The following is a 16,222-nucleotide window of genomic DNA, read 5'->3' on the forward strand; positions in this document are numbered from 1 at the left end:
CTCTGGATGTCGGGGATCGCGACGTTGACGATGAAGAAGTCGAGGGTGGTGATGAAGATGCCGACGAGCAGGACCAGCAGGCCGGCGGCCGGTGCGGCGTGCGCGGGCGCGCCGTCCTGGGGCCGCCGGGCCGCCTGCGGTGTCGCGGTGGTGGACAAGGGATCTCCCCGGTTCGTTCGTCTCGGTGCGTGCACCATGACGATCTCCCGCGGGCGGTCATCGGGTCGATGACGTCAGGGGTAATGCGGCAGGTGAGGAGCCGGGTAATTCGCTTGTGCGCAGGTCCGCGGCCGTCCTAGCGTCCCGTCCCATGGACGCACCGGTGCGGCGGCTCTCGATCGACGACCTTCCCGCGTGCCAGCGGCTCGCCGAGGACCGCGAGTGGGGGAGGGAGGACCGCAAGTGGCGCTTCCTCTTCTCGGTCGGCGACGTCTACGGCGTCGACGACGGGAACGGCGGCCTCGCCGCCACGGTGGTGTCGACCCCGTACGGCAAGGACGTCGCGGCGATCAGCATGGTGCTGGTCGCGAAGCGCCATGAGCGGCGCGGCCTCGGCGGCCGGATCATGCGGCACGCGATGGACGAGGCGGGGACGGCGAGCCTCTGCCTGACCGCCACCGAGATGGGCCGTCCGCTGTACGAGCGCCTGGGCTTCCGGACGGTGGGGTCGTGTACCACGTACACGGGCGAGGTCGACGGGCCGTCGGGGCACGGTGCGTCCGTGCCCGCGACGGCCGCGGACATGCCTGCCGTCCACGCGCTCGACACCGAGGTCTTCGGCGCCGACCGGGCCCAGGTCGTGGACGGGTTGCCGGCGTTCTGCGAGACCTTCAACGTCGTCCGCGACGGGTCCGGCATCGCGGGTTTCGGGGGCGTCTGGCGGAACGACGGGCGGGCCCTCGTCGGGCCCGTCGTGGCCCGCGACGCGGGTACCGCCCTGTCGCTCCTGGACGAGATCGTCCCGCCGGGGCCGGTGCGCCTCGACATCGACCACCGGCACCCGGAGCTCGTCGCGTGGGCGGAGAAGCGCGGGCTGAGCCCGTTCTTCTCCACCACGGTCATGGAGTACGGCGAGCCGATCGCGAACGACCCCGCCCGGCTGTTCCTGCCGGTCGCCCAAGCCCTCGGCTAGGCGGCGACGGGTTCGCGGGCCGGGGGCGTCGGGGCGGGCTTCGGCTTCGGGGCGCCGCCCGGGAGGGCGTAGCGGAAGATCTTCTTCCAGGTGCTCGCGACCTGCTTCGTCAGCGAGCCGGTGTGGTACGGCAGGCCGTAGCGGGCGCACAGGTCGCGGACGCGCGGGGCGATCTCCGCGTACCGGTTGCTCGGGATGTCCGGGAACAGGTGGTGCTCGACCTGGTGGCTGAGGTTGCCGGTCATCAGGTGGAACAGCGGGCCGCCGGTGATGTTGGCGGAGCCGAGCAGCTGCCGGACGTACCACTCGCCGCGGGTCTCCTCGTCGAGCGGGTAGTCCTCCTCGAACACGTCGATGTCGCCGGGGAAGTGCCCGCAGAAGATGATCATGTGGGCCCAGACGTTGCGGACCACGTTCGCGGTGAAGTTCGCGGACAGCGTGGACAGGAACTGCGGCCCGCTGAGCAGCGGGAACGCCAGGTAGTCCTTGCCCCACTGGCGGCGGATCTTGCGTCCGATCGCGCGCAGCTTCGCCTTCGTCGCCTCCTCGTCGTGGGTGCCCTCGCGGATCTTGTCGATCTCCAGGTCGTGCAGCGCGACGCCGTACTCGAAGAACATCGCCAGCAGCGCGTTGTAGAGCGGCTGCGGCACGTTCCCCCAGCTCCACGGCTGCTCGGGCGCGACGCGCAGGATCCCGTAGCCGACGTCGTTGTCCTTGCCGAGGACGTTGGTGAAGGTGTGGTGGACGAAGTTGTGCGAGTGCTTCCACTGCTCGGCGGGGGAGACGTTGTCCCACTCCCAGGTCGTCGAGTGGATCTTCGGGTCGCGCATCCAGTCCCACTGGCCGTGCATGACGTTGTGCCCGATCTCCATGTTCTCCAGGATCTTCGCGACGGCGAGGGTCGCGGTCCCGGCGAGCCAGGCGGGCGGCAGCGCGGACGCCATCAGCAGCGCGCGGCCGCCGATCTCCAGGCCGCGCTGCCAGCGGATCACCTTGTGGATGTAGTCGGCGTCGCGCTCGCCGAGGTCGGCGGTGATCTCGTCGCGGAGCGCGTCGAGCTCGCGGGCGATCGCGGCGTAGTCGGCGGGAGTCAGGTGGTCGGTCGTTGCGGGCATCGTCGGTCCCTTTCAGAGTTCGATGTCGACGGGGCCGGCGGCGGCCGAGACGCACGTCTGCACGATCTGGCCCTCCTCGCCGTGTACCTCGCCGGTGCGCAGGTCGCGGACCCGGCCGGAGCGGAGGCGGCCGACGCAGCTGTAGCAGATGCCCATCCGGCAGCCGCTCGGCAGCAGCGCGCCCGCGCGCTCGCCGGCGTCCAGGAGCGGCGTGCTCCCGTCGGCGTCGGTCTCGACGCCGCTCTCGCTGAACCGGACGCGCCCGCCCGCGCCCGCCGCGCCCGCCGCCAGAGCGGGACGGAACCGCTCGACGCGCAGCCGGTCCTCGATCCCGGCGGCGCGCCAGTGCGCGGTCAGGCCGTCCAGCATCTCGGACGGCCCGCAGGCCCAGGCGTCCCGTTCCGCCCAGTCGGGGCAGAGCCCGGCGATGTCGGACGGTTCGAGGCGGCCGGCGGTGGACGTGTGCCGCTCGTGCAGCCGGATCCCGGGCATCCGGCGCAGTTCGTCGCCGAAGATGACGTCGCCGGCGTGCCGGTCGGAGTGGACGACGGTGACGTCCGCAGCGTCCCCGGTGGCGGCCAGGTGGCGGAGCATCGCCATGACCGGAGTGATCCCGCTGCCCGCCGTGACGAACAGCAGCCGGGACGGCACCGGCGACGGGAGCGTGAAGTCGCCGTCGGCGGCGCCGAGCCGGACGATCGCGCCCGGCCGGATCCGGTGCACGAGGTGCGCGGACACGAAGCCGTCGCGGCCCGCCTTGACCGTGATCGTGATGCGGCCGTCCGGCCGGGGCGGGGACGACAGCGAGAACGTGCGCCAGTGCCGGACGCCGTCGATGTCCACGCCGATCTTCACCCACTGGCCGGGGCGGTGGCCGCGCCAGGCCGTCCCGGGCCTGATCACCAGGGTCGCGGCGCCGGGCGCCTCGTGCCGCAGTGCTTCGACCCGGCCGCGCGGTTCGGCGGTGGACCACAGCGGGTTGAGCAGGCCGAGGTAGTCCTCCGGGAGCAGCGGTGTCGTCAGCAGGCGCGCGGCGGCGGCGAGCCGCTGCGCTGAGAGTGCAGGGGTCAAGGGTGCCTCCCCGTCGGCGCGCTTAACTTACGCTTTAGTAACCTACGGTTACGTAGCCGTAGGGAGGTCGCAAGCCCTGCCGGGCGAAAGCGACAGGCATCACACCATCGCATGATGTTCCATCCGATGGTGTAATGCCTGGTGACAACTTCCGCGCGCTGATGTGGGCCGGCCGCTAACCCTCCTTAGCCGGACGCCTCGAACCGGGTGTGCTCAGAAACGCGACTTCGGCCGCTCCTGCAGCACCCCGTCCACAAAGATGTCGACCTTCTCGCTGTAGAAGCACACCAGCCCCGCCACCTTGCGGGACTCCTCCAACGGCGTCGGGTACGACCAGGCGAGATCCTCGTGGATCTTGCCGTTCGCCCGCACCGACCAGTACTCCGCCGTGCCCTTGTACGGGCAGTGGGTCGCGGTGTCGGTGTGCTCTAGCAGATCCATCCGGACGTGCGTCTTCGGCAGGTAGTACCGCACCGGAAGACCCGTCTCGAACAGCAACCTGGGGCTCGACGACTCCGCCACCGTCACGCCGTCCACCTCCACACGCACGCGCCGGGAACTCGCCAGCACGTCCACGCGCGTGTACGGGTTGCGCGGATGGACGAACACCTCCTCGTCCTCCTCGAACCACGCGTCCATCGCTTCCCACTCCAGCCGGACGAGCCCGCGCAGCTCCTCGACCGGCGAGTCGAGGTAGCGGAGCGCCGAACCCGGAGCCTCCGCACCGTCCACCTTCACCGTGTACGCCGTCGCGTCGCCGCGGCTCGGCGAGTGCTTGCCCGGACCGTCCTCGACGAGCTCGGCCCGCACGTCCGCCGCGGGAATGTAGTACGCCGGGTAGTAGGGGATCTCCCACACGAGAACCGGCGCGGTGGTGTCCGCAACCAGGTTGCCGCCGAGATACGCCCGGATGCGCTTGCCGCCCTGCTCGATGCGGACGCGGGTCCGCTCCTTCGCTGCACTCATGACTGGGCCAACCGCCCCCGCCGCGCCCCTATTTCGGCCGCTTGCGGACGCCCCCGACGTGTCGCGCTACGGCGACCCTTGTACCTGCCCACACGAGACCGTCCTGTCACACCCGTCCCGGCTCTCTCATCCAATTCTCATATTCACCTCACGAGAGCCCCATGCGCGACCAAGAGCCTTCTCGCATGAAATGGCCGTTCCAACGCCGGACCACGCTCATCAACGGCGCCCTCGGCGTGCTGCTGGTGGCCGGGGCCGGCACCGCATATCTCACCCTCGGCGACGGAGGTGACGGCGCCGCCGCGGCCACCCGGGTCACGCGGGTGGAGCGCGGCACGGTGTCGGCGTCGGTGTCGGCGTCCGGCTCGGTGGAGAGCGCGCGCACTAGCGACCTGTCGTTCGGCACGTCCGGCACGGTCGCCAAGATCTACGTCAAGGCAGGCCAGAAGGTCGTCGCCGGCGCCGTCCTCGCCCGGCTCGACCAGACCGAGGCGCTCGAGAACATCGACGAGGCCAAGGCCAACCTGGAGGCCGCCGAGGACGGCGACACCACGTCCGCCAAGGGCTACGCCAGCTACCTGCAGGTGAAGAACGCCTACAACTCCGCGCTGCGCGCCTACCAGGGCACCGTCCTGAAGGCCCCGTTCGCCGGCACCATCACCGCCGTCAACGGAACCGTCGGCGGCAGCTCCGGCGGGTCCGGATCGTCGTCGTCGGGTTCGGGTTCGTCCGGTTCCGGGTCGTCCGGATCGTCGGGCGCGGGGGCGTCGGGCGGCGGCGGGACGGGGTCGTCGTCGTCCTCCTCGTCGTCGGGGTCCTCGTCCTCGTCCGGGTCCGGGTTCATGGAGCTCGTCGACACCAAGCACCTGCAGATCGAAGGCGACTTCACCGAGGCCGACACCACCAAGCTCAAGGTCGGCCAGACCGCGTCCATCTCCTTCGACGCCCTCACCGGAAAGACCGCCACCGGCAAGATCACCTCGATCGGGCTGTCCCCGACCACCACCGACAACGTGGTCAAGTTCCCCGCGACGATCTCGCTCACCAAGGTCCCGTCCGGGGTCCGGCTCGGCCAGACCGCCACCGTCGAGATCACCACCGCGTCCGCCGACGACGTCCTGTACGTGCCGACCGCTGCCGTCAAGACCGCCGGCGGGCAGAGCACCGTCACCGTCGTCCGCAACGGCAAGCAGAGCACCGTCACCGTCGAGACCGGCGTGAAGGGCGACCAGGGCACCGAGATCACCTCCGGCCTCAACGAGGGCGACCAGGTCGTCGTCACCTCCACGAGCACCGGAACCAGCGGCACCACCCAGCGCGGCGGCCTCCCCGGAGGCGGCGCCGGCCCCGGCGGCTTCGGCGGCGGCGCACCGGGCGGCGGCGGGGGCCGCAGGTGATCCCCGACCCCCGGCAGGACGGCCCTAAGCCCGTCCTCAGCATCCGCGACGTCGGCAAGGTCTACGGTGAGGGCGACACCGCCGTCCACGCGCTGCGCGGCGTCACCCTCACCGTCGAGGCCGGCGACTACGTCGCGATCATGGGCGCGTCCGGATCCGGCAAGTCCACCCTGATGAACATCATCGGGTGCCTGGACGTCCCGACCTCCGGCCGCTACCTCCTCGACGGCATCGACGTCGGCGCCCTCGACGAGCGCCGCCTCGCCATCCTCCGCAACCGCCGCATCGGGTTCATCTTCCAGTCCTTCAACCTCATCCCCCGGATGACCGCGCAGGCCAACGTCGAGCTCCCGCTCGCCTACGGCGGCGTCAAAGGCCCCGAACGCCGCCGCCGCGCCCTCGCCGCCCTCCGCGAGGTCGGCCTCGCCGACCGCACCCGGCACGAACCCAACGAACTGTCCGGCGGGCAGCAGCAGCGCGTCGCCGTCGCGCGCGCGCTCGTCACCGCCCCCACCCTGCTGCTCGCCGACGAACCCACCGGCGCCCTCGACAGCGGCTCCACCGCCGACGTCCTCGCCGTCTTCGACCGGCTCAGCCTCGCCCGCCGCACCATCGTCGTCATCACCCACGAGGACGACGTCGCGGCGCACGCCAAACGCGTCGTCCGCCTCGTCGACGGCCGCGTCGTCGACGACGTCCGCCGCGCCCCCGTCGCCGGCCCGCCGCCCGCCGCGTCCTGGACCACGCAGGGCGCGTCCTGGACGTCCGAGGACACGTCCTGGACCTCGGAGGGCGCCCGGTGAGCCCCCTGGAGATCCTGCGGTTCGCGCTGCGCGGGCTGTCCGCGAACAAGCTCCGCAGCTCCCTGACCACCCTCGGCATCCTCATCGGCGTCGGCGCCGTCATCCTGCTCGTCGCCGTCGGCAACGGCTCGTCCGAGCAGATCAAGAAGAGCATCCAGCGGCTCGGCGCCGACTCCCTCACCGTCACCAAGTCGACGACCGGGAGCGGCGGCGGACGCGGCGGCTTCGGCGGCGGCCCCGGCGGTGGCGGTTTCGGTGGCGGCGGCTTCGGCGGCGCCGGATCGCAGTCCGGGCAGAGCTCCGGACCCCGCACCCAGGCCCACGACCTCACCACCCAGGACGCCGCCGCGCTGGTCAGCGCGTCCGACGCCCCGTCCGTCAAGAGCGCCTCCCCGGTCGTGACCAGCCAGTCCGTCACCGCCGGCTACGAGGGCACCAGCGCCACCATCAACCAGTTCGTCGGCACCACCCCCACCTACTTCGCCGCCGCGAACAAGACCGTCGCGTCCGGCACCGCCTTCACCACCGCCGACGTCACCGCCGCGAACAAGACCGTCGTCCTCGGCAGCACCACCGCCTCCGACCTGTTCGGACGCGTCAGCCCGCTCGGCAAGAAGATCGACGTCGGCGGGATCCGCTTCACCGTCGTCGGCGTCCTCAAGGCGACCGGCTCGTCGTCCTCCAGCTTCTCCGACCCCGACAGCATCGCGATCGCGCCGCTGCCCGCCGTGCAGGAGTCCCTCACCGGCTACGGCGCCCTCGACCAGATCATCGTCCAGGCCAAGGACTCCGGCGCCGTCGACTCCGCGCAGGCCGAGATCACCCAGATCCTCGGCCAGCGGCACGACATCGCCTCGTCCGGCACCGCCGACTTCACCGTCTCCAGCCAGGCCAGCGTCCAGTCGGCGGTCTCCGAGTCGAACAAGACCTTCACCGTGCTGCTCGGCGCCGTCGCCGCGATCAGCCTCCTCGTCGGCGGCATCGGCATCACCAACATCATGCTGGTCACCGTCACCGAGCGGACCCGCGAGATCGGCATCCGCAAGGCCATCGGCGCGCCCCGCGGCGCCATCCTCGGCCAGTTCATCGCCGAGGCCACCGTCCTGTCCCTCATCGGCGGCGTCCTCGGGGTCGCCGCGGGCGTCGTCGGCAGCCTCTTCACGATCGTCGGCGTCAAGCCCGTCCTGGTGCCGTCGTCGATCGTGCTGGCCCTGGCCGTCTCGGTCGCGATCGGCCTGTTCTTCGGCAGCTACCCGGCCAACCGCGCCGCGAAGCTCCGCCCGATCGAGGCGCTCCGCCATGAGTGACCGACGAAGGAACCGCCCATGTCCCGCAGACGCCGCAGACCAACCCGCCCCGACCCCACCGCCCCCCGCACCCCACCACCCGGCACCCTGCCGCGAGCCGAGCCCGGCAACCGACTACCGCCAGGCCACGCCACCCCGAACACCCCACCACCCGACCGCCCTCGGCCGCGAGCCGAGCCCGGCGACCGATCGGCGGCAGGCCACCCACCCCCGAGCACCCCACCACCGCCCGACCGCACCCGCCCACGAGCCGAGCCCGGCGACCGATCCGCGCCAGCCCACACGCCCCCGAGCACCCCACCATCGCCCGGCCGCACCCGGCCGCGAGCCGAGCCAGGCGACCGATCAACGCCAGGCCACGCGGCCCCGATCACCCCACCACCGCCCCGGCACACGCCGGGCCACCGATCGAGGGCGGGACGCGCGAACCCGAACAGCCCCGCATCGCCCCGGGACACGCCGCCCGCCGACGTCCCCGACGCCGGACGGACCGAGCAATGGATGTCGCCGGGCTTCGACGGAGAGGAGGCGCGGATGAGCGTTTCAGGGCACCACGGACAAGACCGCACGCCGACCACGCCGGGCACCGCAGGCGCCACGGGGGGTGCGGGCGCTGCGGGCGGCCCCGGCTCGGAGGAGCACGTCCGCCCCTGGGCGAGCACGGGCCCCGCCCAGAACACCCGCCAAGACCCGGCCCCCTGGCAACCCCCAGCCCAGCCCGGAGGACCGAGCCAGCCCGCGGCTTCAAACCAGGCCGGAGCACCCGGTCAGCCTCAAGCGCCTGGCCAGGCCGCGGCTTCCGGTCAGGCCGTGACGCCGGGCCGTCCCGGAGGTGGCCAGGGCGCAGGTTCGAGCCAGTCGGGAGGGGCGATGCAGGACCATGGCGCGGGGCCGGGGCAGGGCGGCGCACCGGCGCAGGGCCGTGGCGTGGACCCGGGGGCAGCACCACACCAGGCGCTGCTGCCAGGGCAAGGTGCGTCGCCAGTGCTGGGCCCGAAGTCGGGCGGGGACCCGGAAGCGGTGTCCGAGAGGCCGATGGGTGACGCTGAATTGCTGGCGAGCTCTCCTTTCGACGGTGACCTCGACGCCGAGCTGACGGCGAGGCCGGCGAGGCGTTCCCTGCCGGGACCGACCATCTACCTGGGCGCGGGGCTCCTCCTCGTCGCCGGTTTCCTCGGCGGTGTCCAAGCGCAGAAATGGACGTCCGACGATTCCGGCTCGCCGGGCGGAGGCCCCGCCGCTGCAGGCGGCTACGGCCGGACGACCGGGCGTGCCCCCGGCGGCTACGGCGGTGGCTTCGCCGGGCAGCCGGGCGGTGGGACGGGCACGCAGCCGGGCGGTGGGACGGGCACGGAGCAGGGCGGCCGCGGCGGCCCCGGCGGCTTCGGCGGCGGGTTCGGCGGGGGCACGGGAGCGGGCGGCGGCATGACCGTCGGCACCGTCACCAAGGTCGTCGGCGACACCCTCTACCTGCGCACGTCGGACGGCAAGACCGTGAAGGTCAAGACCAGCGGCAGCACCAAGATCAGCGTCACCAAGGACGGCAAGCTCCGCGACCTCGGCTCGGGCGCCACGGTCATCGTGCGCGGCACCACCGGCAAGGACGGCTCGGTGACCGCGACCACCGTCAACCAGGGCACCGGCCGCTGACCACCGATGAGGAGACGATGACGATGAACAAGGCCAGCATGGGCCGGCTGCTCGGCGGTCTCGCCGTCACCGGGACGCTGCTGCTCACCGCGGCCTGCGGGGGCGGCGACGACGGCAAGGCGAACGCGAGTTCCACCAAGGCCGCCGGCAACGACCAGATGTCGGCGTTCCGCGCCTGCATGGAGAAGCAGGGCGTCACGATGCCGGACCGTGGCAACCGCCCGAGCGGCGCGCCTTCGGGCCGTCCGAGCGGCGCCCCGTCCGGTGGTCCCGGTGGCGCGCCGCCGTCGGGCCGCCCCAGCGGCGTGCCTTCGGGGCGCGCGTCGGGCCGTCCCACCGACCGTCCGACGCGTTCGGCCGCCCAGCAGAAGGCCATGCAGGCCTGCGCCTCCCTGGCCCCGCAGGGCGGCCGCGGCGGCCAGGGCGGTCCGCCCGGAAACGCCCCGAACGGAGGCCAGAACCCCAGCACCCCCGCCTCCTGACCGGGGCCGATAACCCCCCGGCCGGGTGAGACGCGCGCTCGCAGTCCCCTGTGGCGATGCGCGCCGGTGGGGCCCGTCCACCTCCGCGGGCCCCACCGCCCCGCCCGCTCCGGGCCACCGGCCCGGCGCTGGGACGGCCGGCGGCGTCCAGCGCGGGGACGGCGGCGTCAGCACCGGCCAGGGAAGGTACGCGCGGTGCGGTCGAGCGCATCATGACTCGGCCGACCTCGCCTTTCCGGGGACGGCCAGGATGGGCAGGAGCGCCGCCGCGAGGATCGCCGCCGTCCACCAGAAGGTCTCCGTGAAGGCGTTGGTGAGCAGCACGGGCGTGTCGGCGGTGTGCTGCGACGCGGCGTCGGCGAGGTTGCCGCTGGCACCGGGGATCTCGTGCCGGATGGCGATCTGCAGGACGACGGCCATCACCGCGGTGCCGAACGAGCTCCCCACGCGGATCAGGATGTTCGCGCCCGTGGTCGCCGCGGCGACCGCCTCGCGGGGCAGGCCCTGGTAGCTCGCCGCCATCAGGGACGGGGCGATCATGCCGTGCCCGATGCCGACGACGAACATCGCGCCCATGATGACGGCGCGTCCCGTCGTGGGATCGAGCGTGGTCAGGCCGAGGGTGCCGAGCAGGACGAGCACGACGCCGCCGACGGCGATCCAGCGCCCGCCGAACCGGTCGACGAGCCGCCCGGCCACCGACATCGTGATCATCGCGCCGACGCCCATCGGGGCGAGCAGCCATCCCGAGTCCAGCGCGGACTCGCCGCGGACGATCCTGGCGAACAGCGGGATGAGGATCATCAGCCCGAAGACGGACGCGCTGTAAAGGAAGAACCCGCCGGTGGCGGTGGTGAAGGCGCGGGTGCGCAGGAGGCGGAGCTCGATGAGCGCCCCTTCGCGCTTGCGGAGCGCATGCACCGCGAACGCGATCACGAGCGCGGCGCCGCCGATGACGCTGGCGAGGAAGCGCGCGCCGGTGAGGCTGGTCCCGTTCCCGGCCTCCGACAGCCCGTACACGAGGGCGGCGAGGCCGGGCGACAGCAGGACGATGCCAGTGACGTCGAGCCGCGCGTCCGGGGCGCGTTCGGTGTCGCGCGGCAGCATCCGGACCGCCGCCAGCAGCGCCGCGGCGCACAGGGGGATGTTGACGTAGAACATCCAGCGCCAGCTCAGATGGTCGACGATCGCGCCGCCGAGCAGCGGGCCGAGCACCGGGGCGAGCATCGCGGGCACGGAGACGATGCTCATGACCCGTCCCATCCGGCTCGGGCCGGCCTCCCGGACGAGCATCGTCTGGCCCACGGGCATCAGCATGCCGCCGCCCAGGCCCTGCAGGACGCGGAACACGATGAGCGACGGCACCGACCAGGCCAGCCCGCACAGCAGCGAGCCGCCGATGAACAGGCCGAGCGAGACCAGCCACATGGTCCGGGCGCCGAACCGCCGCACCGACCAGCCCGTCATCGGGATCGCCATGGACAGCGCCAGGGTGTAGCCCGTCACGACCCACTGGATGGTCGACAGCGAGGTGCCGAAGTCCTTGCCGAGCGCGGTGATCGCGACGTTGACGATCGTGCTGTCGAGCACCGTCATGATCACGCCGAGCACGACGACGATCGCCAGGTTGCGCAGATGCGGGTCGATGCCCGTCTTCGCCCCGGTCGGGGGCGCCTTCTGAGTCGCGATCAAGATCCGTCCTCCGTTTCCGTACGGTGTATCGGTCACACCGTACACCGTCTCGCCTAATCTGTACACCGTATCGATACGCCGTATCGATTAGGATCGCTGGCGTGGCAGAGAGCAGTGAGCCGCCCGAGCGTGATCGCGAGCGGCCGGAACGGGGCGAGCGGCGCGAACGGGCCCGGCCGAACGACGTCTGGGCGCGCCCGCGCGGCGGCCGCCGTCCCAAGCTGACCCGCGAGGCCATCGTCGACAAGGCCATCGAGATCGCCGACGCCGAGGGGCTGGAGGCGGTCTCCATCCGCCGGGTCGCGAGCGAGCTCGGCGTGCGCGCCATGAGCCTCTACACGCACATCGAGGCGAAGGAGGACCTCCTCGACCTGATGTACGACGTGGTCGCCGTGGAGGTCCTGGTCGAGGACGGCCTGCCGGACGACTGGCGCGAGGCGATGATCGAGATCACCCGCAAGGAGCGCGCCGCCGGCCTCCGGCATCCCTGGATGTTCGAGCTGGCCGGCCGGTCGCCGCGCATCGGGCCGAACGGGCTGCGGCACGCCGAGCAGTCGATGGCCGCCGCGGCCCGGCTCACCGACGATCCCGAGGAGATGCTCGCGATCGTCACGACCGTCGACCACTACATGCTCGGTTTCGTCCTGCGCGAACAGCGGCTCCGCGAGATGGGGACGACGCGCCTGGGCGAGGCGCGGCAGAGCGCGCTGGAGCAGGCCTACATCGCCAAGCTCTTGGAGAGCGGGGAGTTCCCGCACCTCCGGTCGGTCCTCGACACGGGGCTCTACAACCAGGAGGATTTCGACCTAGGGCTCAAATGGCTGCTCGACGGCATCGAACACGACCACCGAGGGAAGTGGCCCTCGACCAGCAGTCCGACGTAGCGTAGGCGCCGGGGTACGTGCCGCTACGACGAGACGGGGTCCAGGTGCGGGCAGCGAGGTACATCGGCGTGGCCATGGCGGCGACGCTGGCGGCGGCGACCGGGTGCAGCGGCGGGGACGGCGGCGGAGGCAAGGAGGCGACGGCCGCGACGTCACCGGGCACCGCCCCATCGGGGCTCGGCGCCTTCTACGGCCAGAAGCTGTCCTGGAAGAGCTGCGGCGGCGGGTTCGAGTGCGCCACTGCCCAGGTCCCGCTCGACTACGCCAAGCCGTCCGGCGAGAAGGTCGGGATCTCCATGATCCGGCTTCCCGCCCAGGACAAGTCCGCCCGGATCGGCTCGCTGTTCACCAACCCGGGCGGCCCGGGCGGCTCCGGCGTCGACTTCGTCCGCCAGGCCGCCTCGAGCTTCGGGGCGGACCTGCGCAAACGCTTCGACATCGTCGGCTTCGACCCGCGCGGCGTGGGCGCCAGCGATCCGGTCCGCTGCAACTCCGGGCCGGAACTCGACAAGTTCTTCGCGGCCGACTCCTCTCCGGACGACAAGCAGGAGGTCGACGCCTTCGCGGCGCTGAGCAAGCAGTTCGCGACCAACTGCAAGGCCAAGGCGTCCTCTGAGCTCCCCTATGTGGGCACGAAGGACGCCGCCCACGACATGGACATCCTCCGCGCCGCCGTAGGCGACTCCAAGTTCACCTACTACGGCGCGTCCTACGGAACCTACCTCGGCGCCATATACGCGGAGGAGTTCCCGAAGAACGTCCGTGCCCTCGTCCTGGACGGCGCCGTGGACCCCAAGGAGTCCGCCGTCGGCACCCTGGTCGAGCAGTCCAAGGGGTTCGAGACGGCCTTCCGCGCCTTCGCCGAGGACTGCGTGAAGTCGGCCGGCTGCCCCCTGGGGACGTCCACGGACCAGGCCGAGAAGAACCTCGCCGCCTTCATGGCCAAGACCGACAAGACGCCGCTGGCCAACACGCGCGACTCGCGGAAGGTCACCGAGTCCCTGGCCGTCATGGGCATCGCCACCGCCCTGTACCTCAAGGACTACTGGCCCCTCTTGCGCCAGGCCCTCACGCAGGCCATGCAGAAGGGTGACGGGACGCTCCTCCTGGCCCTCGCCGACCAGATGGTCGAGCGCAAGCCGAACGGCACCTACAGCAACCAGACGGACGCGAACATGGCCGTCAACTGCGTCGACAAGCCCAACCCGCCGACTCTCGCCGAGTACGGCAAGGCCGCCGACCAGGCCGAGAAGGCCGCGCCGCACTTCGGCCCCTTCGTCGTCTGGGGCGGCCTCCCCTGCATCTACTGGCCCGTCCAGCCGAAGCAGCAGCCGCAGCCCGTGCATGCCAAGGGCGCCAAGCCCATCGTCGTCATCGGCACCCTCCGCGACCCGGCCACCCCGTACAAGTGGGCGCAGAGCCTCGCCAAGCAGCTCGACTCCGGCGTCCTGCTGTCCCTGGACGGCGACGGCCACACCGCCTACTTGCAGGGCAACGCCTGCATCACCAAGGCCACCGACAACTACCTGCTCACCACGGAGCCGCCGAAGAGCGGGACGCTCTGCCACTGACCGCGCCGTGCCGCCGATAACCAGTGCGCATCCACCCCTGCGGACCCGGTAGACTTCATCCAGCCGTGTCCCGCACGGCACGCCGCCTTAGCTCAGTCGGCAGAGCGATTCACTCGTAATGAATAGGTCGTCGGTTCGATTCCGACAGGCGGCTCCACCTCAAAGGCCCCTTGCGATCATCGCAAGGGGCCTTTTGCTAACTGTGCACGTGATGGACGTCGGGGCCCGTGCAGGTGCCGAGGCTGCGGGTCAAGTGTTGAAGGCCAGGTCGAGGCGGGCGAGGCGGCGGACCATGAGGCTTGGCACGTGTTGGGCGGGTGCGGTGAGGTGGAAGGGGCCGTGGGCCAGGAGGGATTGGACGGCGAGGACGGCTTCCAGGCGGGCGAGGTGGGCGCCGATGCAGAAGTGGATGCCGCGGCCGAAGGCGGTGTGGGACTTGATGGCGGGCCGGTGCAGGTCCAGGGCGGTGGGGTCGGGGTAGGCGTCGGGGTCGTGGTTGGCCGCGCCCCACAGCAGCATGAGGCGGGACCCGGCCGGTAGGTGGATGCCGCCCAGGGTGGTGTCGCGGGTGGTCACGCGGAAGTGGCCGCGAAAAGGGCTTTCCAGGCGGAGTGTCTCTTCCACGAATTCTGCGATCTGGTCGGGGTGTTCGCGCAGCCGGTCGGCGAGGGCGGGGTCGGTGGCGAGGGTGTGGGCGGTCGCGCCGATGAGACTGGCGGTCGATTCGCTGCCCGCGGTGACCAACTGCAGCGCCATCGCGACCCGTTCGTCGCGGGTGAGGGTCTCATCGGCTGCCAGGGCGTCCAGCAGCCCGCCGGACGGGTGGGTGGCCGCGGCGGTGAGCCGCCCGTCGAGGTAGCGCATGAAGTCGAGGATCTCGATGGCGATCAGGCCCAGCCGTTCGGGGCCGGCCAGGCCGCCCAGCAGCTCGATCGCGGCGTCCGACCAGGCGGTGATCCGGTCGGCGTCGGCCTCGGGCAGCCCGAGGATCGCGCTGATCATCAGGACCGGGACGGGGGTGGCGACCTGCCCCATCCAGTCCCCGCCGCCCTGCTCCACCAGGGCCGCCACGCGCGGGAGGAGCAGGTCCTGGATCCGGTCGGTCAGTCCGGCGACGGTGCGTCGGGCGAAGAGCGGGGCCATGGCAGCACGCTGCGTGGTGTGGGCGGGCGGGTCGGCGGTGGCCAGGACGTCGACCGCGGCGCCGCTCATGTCCATCAGCTCCGGTCCGCCCGTCCCGGCGCTCAGCAGTCCGGCCAGGTTGCTGGAGAAGGTGGCCGGGTCGTCGAGGGCTTGGAGGACCTGGGCGTGCCGCACCACGAGGTGCAGGCCCAGCTGCGGCAGCAGGTGGACCGGGCCGCGCTCTCGCAGCCGCGCATAGACCGGGTAGGGGTCGGCCAGTGATTCGGGTGAGAACAGGTCCTCACCGACCAGGGGGGCGTTCATATAACACGTTATAGTTCACGTTAAAGGCGAGAGGAAGGCCTGGTCCCGTGGAGACTCCGTTGCCGGCCGTCGAGTACGGCCGTTCGACGCTCAGCGTCACCCGGCCGTTGAAGGAGGCCGAGCGGGCTAGGCGGGAGAAGATCCTGGACGCGGCTCGGGAGCTGGCGCGCGAGGGCGGCCCGGAGGCCACCACGATCCGGGCGGTCGCCGCGCGCGCGGGCACCACCCCCGTCACCGTGTACCGGTACTTCCCGTCCAAGGACCATCTGCTGCTGCACCTGATGGTCGACTGGTCGGTACGGGTCATCGCCGACCTGACCGCCCGCCCCTACACCGGGACCGACGCCGAGCGCGTCGCCGCCGGGTTCGCCGACATCATCGGCTGGGCCGCCGACGAGCGGCTCCTGCTCACCGCCGGGATGAGCGCGATCGGCTCACCGGACCTCAGCGGCGACGGCCTGAGCGTGTGGCGGGACCTGTTCACCGGCCTCATCCGCGCCATCCTCACCGACCCCACCTGGACCGACACCGAAGGCAAGGCCTTCACCCTCGGCCACGTCCTGCTCGCCTGCCTGCTCGATCTGACCACCAGCCGCGCCACCGCCGCCCAGACCAGCGACCACATCACCACCGCCGCCCGCCTCATCTTCCGCTGACCCGCCCTCGAAACGGAACGCCCCATGGCGCGGGCGGGCGGCGAGGGCCT

14 protein-coding genes and 1 tRNA gene are annotated in these 16,222 nt (G+C 71.9%); 10 read left to right on the forward strand and 5 right to left on the reverse strand.

Translation table 11 applies throughout. From position 1 onward, the window contains the following. The first annotated feature begins 310 nt into the window (after positions 1–310). Positions 311–1,132, forward strand: a complete 822-nt coding sequence (locus F9B16_RS07565) for a GNAT family N-acetyltransferase (protein ID WP_151539261.1) — start codon at positions 311–313, stop codon at positions 1,130–1,132. Here F9B16_RS07565 and F9B16_RS07570 read toward each other — a convergent pair. From F9B16_RS07570 to F9B16_RS07580, 3 genes are all read right to left on the reverse strand, one after another. After that, positions 1,129–2,247 (reverse strand): fatty acid desaturase family protein, encoded by a 1,119-nt coding sequence (locus F9B16_RS07570; RefSeq protein WP_151539262.1) that lies wholly within the window; start codon positions 2,245–2,247, stop codon positions 1,129–1,131. The two genes, F9B16_RS07565 and F9B16_RS07570, sit on opposite strands and share 4 nt — an antisense overlap. A gap of 12 nt (positions 2,248–2,259) precedes the next feature. Beyond that, entirely contained in the window at positions 2,260–3,318 is a 1,059-nt protein-coding gene (locus F9B16_RS07575) for a ferredoxin reductase (RefSeq protein WP_151539263.1), read from the reverse strand. 213 nt (positions 3,319–3,531) lie between these two features. Beyond that, entirely contained in the window at positions 3,532–4,284 is a 753-nt protein-coding gene (locus tag F9B16_RS07580) for a DUF427 domain-containing protein (protein WP_151539264.1), read from the reverse strand. Positions 4,285–4,469: 185 nt separating this feature from the next. Here F9B16_RS07580 and F9B16_RS07585 point away from each other — a divergent pair, with 185 nt between their 5' ends. From F9B16_RS07585 to F9B16_RS07605, 5 genes are all read left to right on the forward strand, one after another. Then, on the forward strand, positions 4,470–5,681 hold the full coding sequence (locus tag F9B16_RS07585; protein WP_151539265.1) for an efflux RND transporter periplasmic adaptor subunit: 1,212 nt from the start codon (positions 4,470–4,472) through the stop codon (positions 5,679–5,681). Next, positions 5,678–6,484 (forward strand): ABC transporter ATP-binding protein, encoded by an 807-nt coding sequence (locus F9B16_RS07590; RefSeq protein ID WP_151539266.1) that lies wholly within the window; start codon positions 5,678–5,680, stop codon positions 6,482–6,484. Before F9B16_RS07585 ends, F9B16_RS07590 begins: the two co-directional genes overlap by 4 nt. Next, the gene (locus F9B16_RS07595; RefSeq protein ID WP_151539267.1) at positions 6,481–7,791 is read left to right on the forward strand and encodes an ABC transporter permease; all 1,311 of its coding nucleotides are present in this window, start codon (positions 6,481–6,483) and stop codon (positions 7,789–7,791) included. Before F9B16_RS07590 ends, F9B16_RS07595 begins: the two co-directional genes overlap by 4 nt. Positions 7,792–8,826: 1,035 nt before the next feature. Then, the gene (locus F9B16_RS07600) at positions 8,827–9,441 is read left to right on the forward strand and encodes a single stranded DNA-binding domain-containing protein (RefSeq protein WP_151539268.1); all 615 of its coding nucleotides are present in this window, start codon (positions 8,827–8,829) and stop codon (positions 9,439–9,441) included. 17 nt (positions 9,442–9,458) lie between these two features. Further along, positions 9,459–9,923: a hypothetical protein gene (locus F9B16_RS07605; protein WP_151539269.1), complete on the forward strand. Its 465-nt coding sequence runs from the start codon at positions 9,459–9,461 to the stop codon at positions 9,921–9,923. A 210-nt stretch (positions 9,924–10,133) separates the two neighbouring features. Here F9B16_RS07605 and F9B16_RS07610 read toward each other — a convergent pair whose 3' ends face one another. Further along, positions 10,134–11,615, reverse strand: a complete 1,482-nt coding sequence (locus F9B16_RS07610) for an MDR family MFS transporter (RefSeq protein ID WP_151539270.1) — start codon at positions 11,613–11,615, stop codon at positions 10,134–10,136. Between the two features lie 101 nt (positions 11,616–11,716). Between F9B16_RS07610 and F9B16_RS07615 the strand changes: the two genes are divergently transcribed. The 3 genes from F9B16_RS07615 to F9B16_RS07625 all read left to right on the forward strand — a co-directional run bounded on the left by F9B16_RS07615 (position 11,717) and on the right by F9B16_RS07625 (position 14,227). Further along, positions 11,717–12,499, forward strand: coding sequence for a TetR/AcrR family transcriptional regulator C-terminal domain-containing protein (locus tag F9B16_RS07615; RefSeq protein ID WP_151539271.1), 783 nt, complete (start codon positions 11,717–11,719; stop codon positions 12,497–12,499). A gap of 44 nt (positions 12,500–12,543) precedes the next feature. Continuing rightward, a complete protein-coding gene (locus F9B16_RS07620; protein ID WP_225991443.1) occupies positions 12,544–14,070 on the forward strand; it encodes an alpha/beta hydrolase in 1,527 nt (508 codons plus the stop codon). 81 nt (positions 14,071–14,151) lie between these two features. Next, positions 14,152–14,227, forward strand: a tRNA-Thr gene (locus F9B16_RS07625). Between the two features lie 92 nt (positions 14,228–14,319). On the opposite strand, the gene F9B16_RS53525 is transcribed toward F9B16_RS07625, so the two are convergent. Beyond that, positions 14,320–15,516 carry a cytochrome P450 gene (locus F9B16_RS53525; RefSeq protein WP_151539272.1) on the reverse strand — a complete coding sequence of 399 codons (1,197 nt, stop codon included), beginning with the start codon at positions 15,514–15,516 and terminating at the stop codon, positions 14,320–14,322. A gap of 47 nt (positions 15,517–15,563) precedes the next feature. Between F9B16_RS53525 and F9B16_RS07635 the strand changes: the two genes are divergently transcribed. Then, positions 15,564–16,172: a TetR/AcrR family transcriptional regulator gene (locus tag F9B16_RS07635; RefSeq protein ID WP_151539273.1), complete on the forward strand. Its 609-nt coding sequence runs from the start codon at positions 15,564–15,566 to the stop codon at positions 16,170–16,172. Positions 16,173–16,222: the final 50 nt, after the last annotated feature.

The organism is Actinomadura montaniterrae, assembly GCF_008923365.1.
GTDB classification, from domain to species: domain Bacteria; phylum Actinomycetota; class Actinomycetes; order Streptosporangiales; family Streptosporangiaceae; genus Spirillospora; species Spirillospora montaniterrae.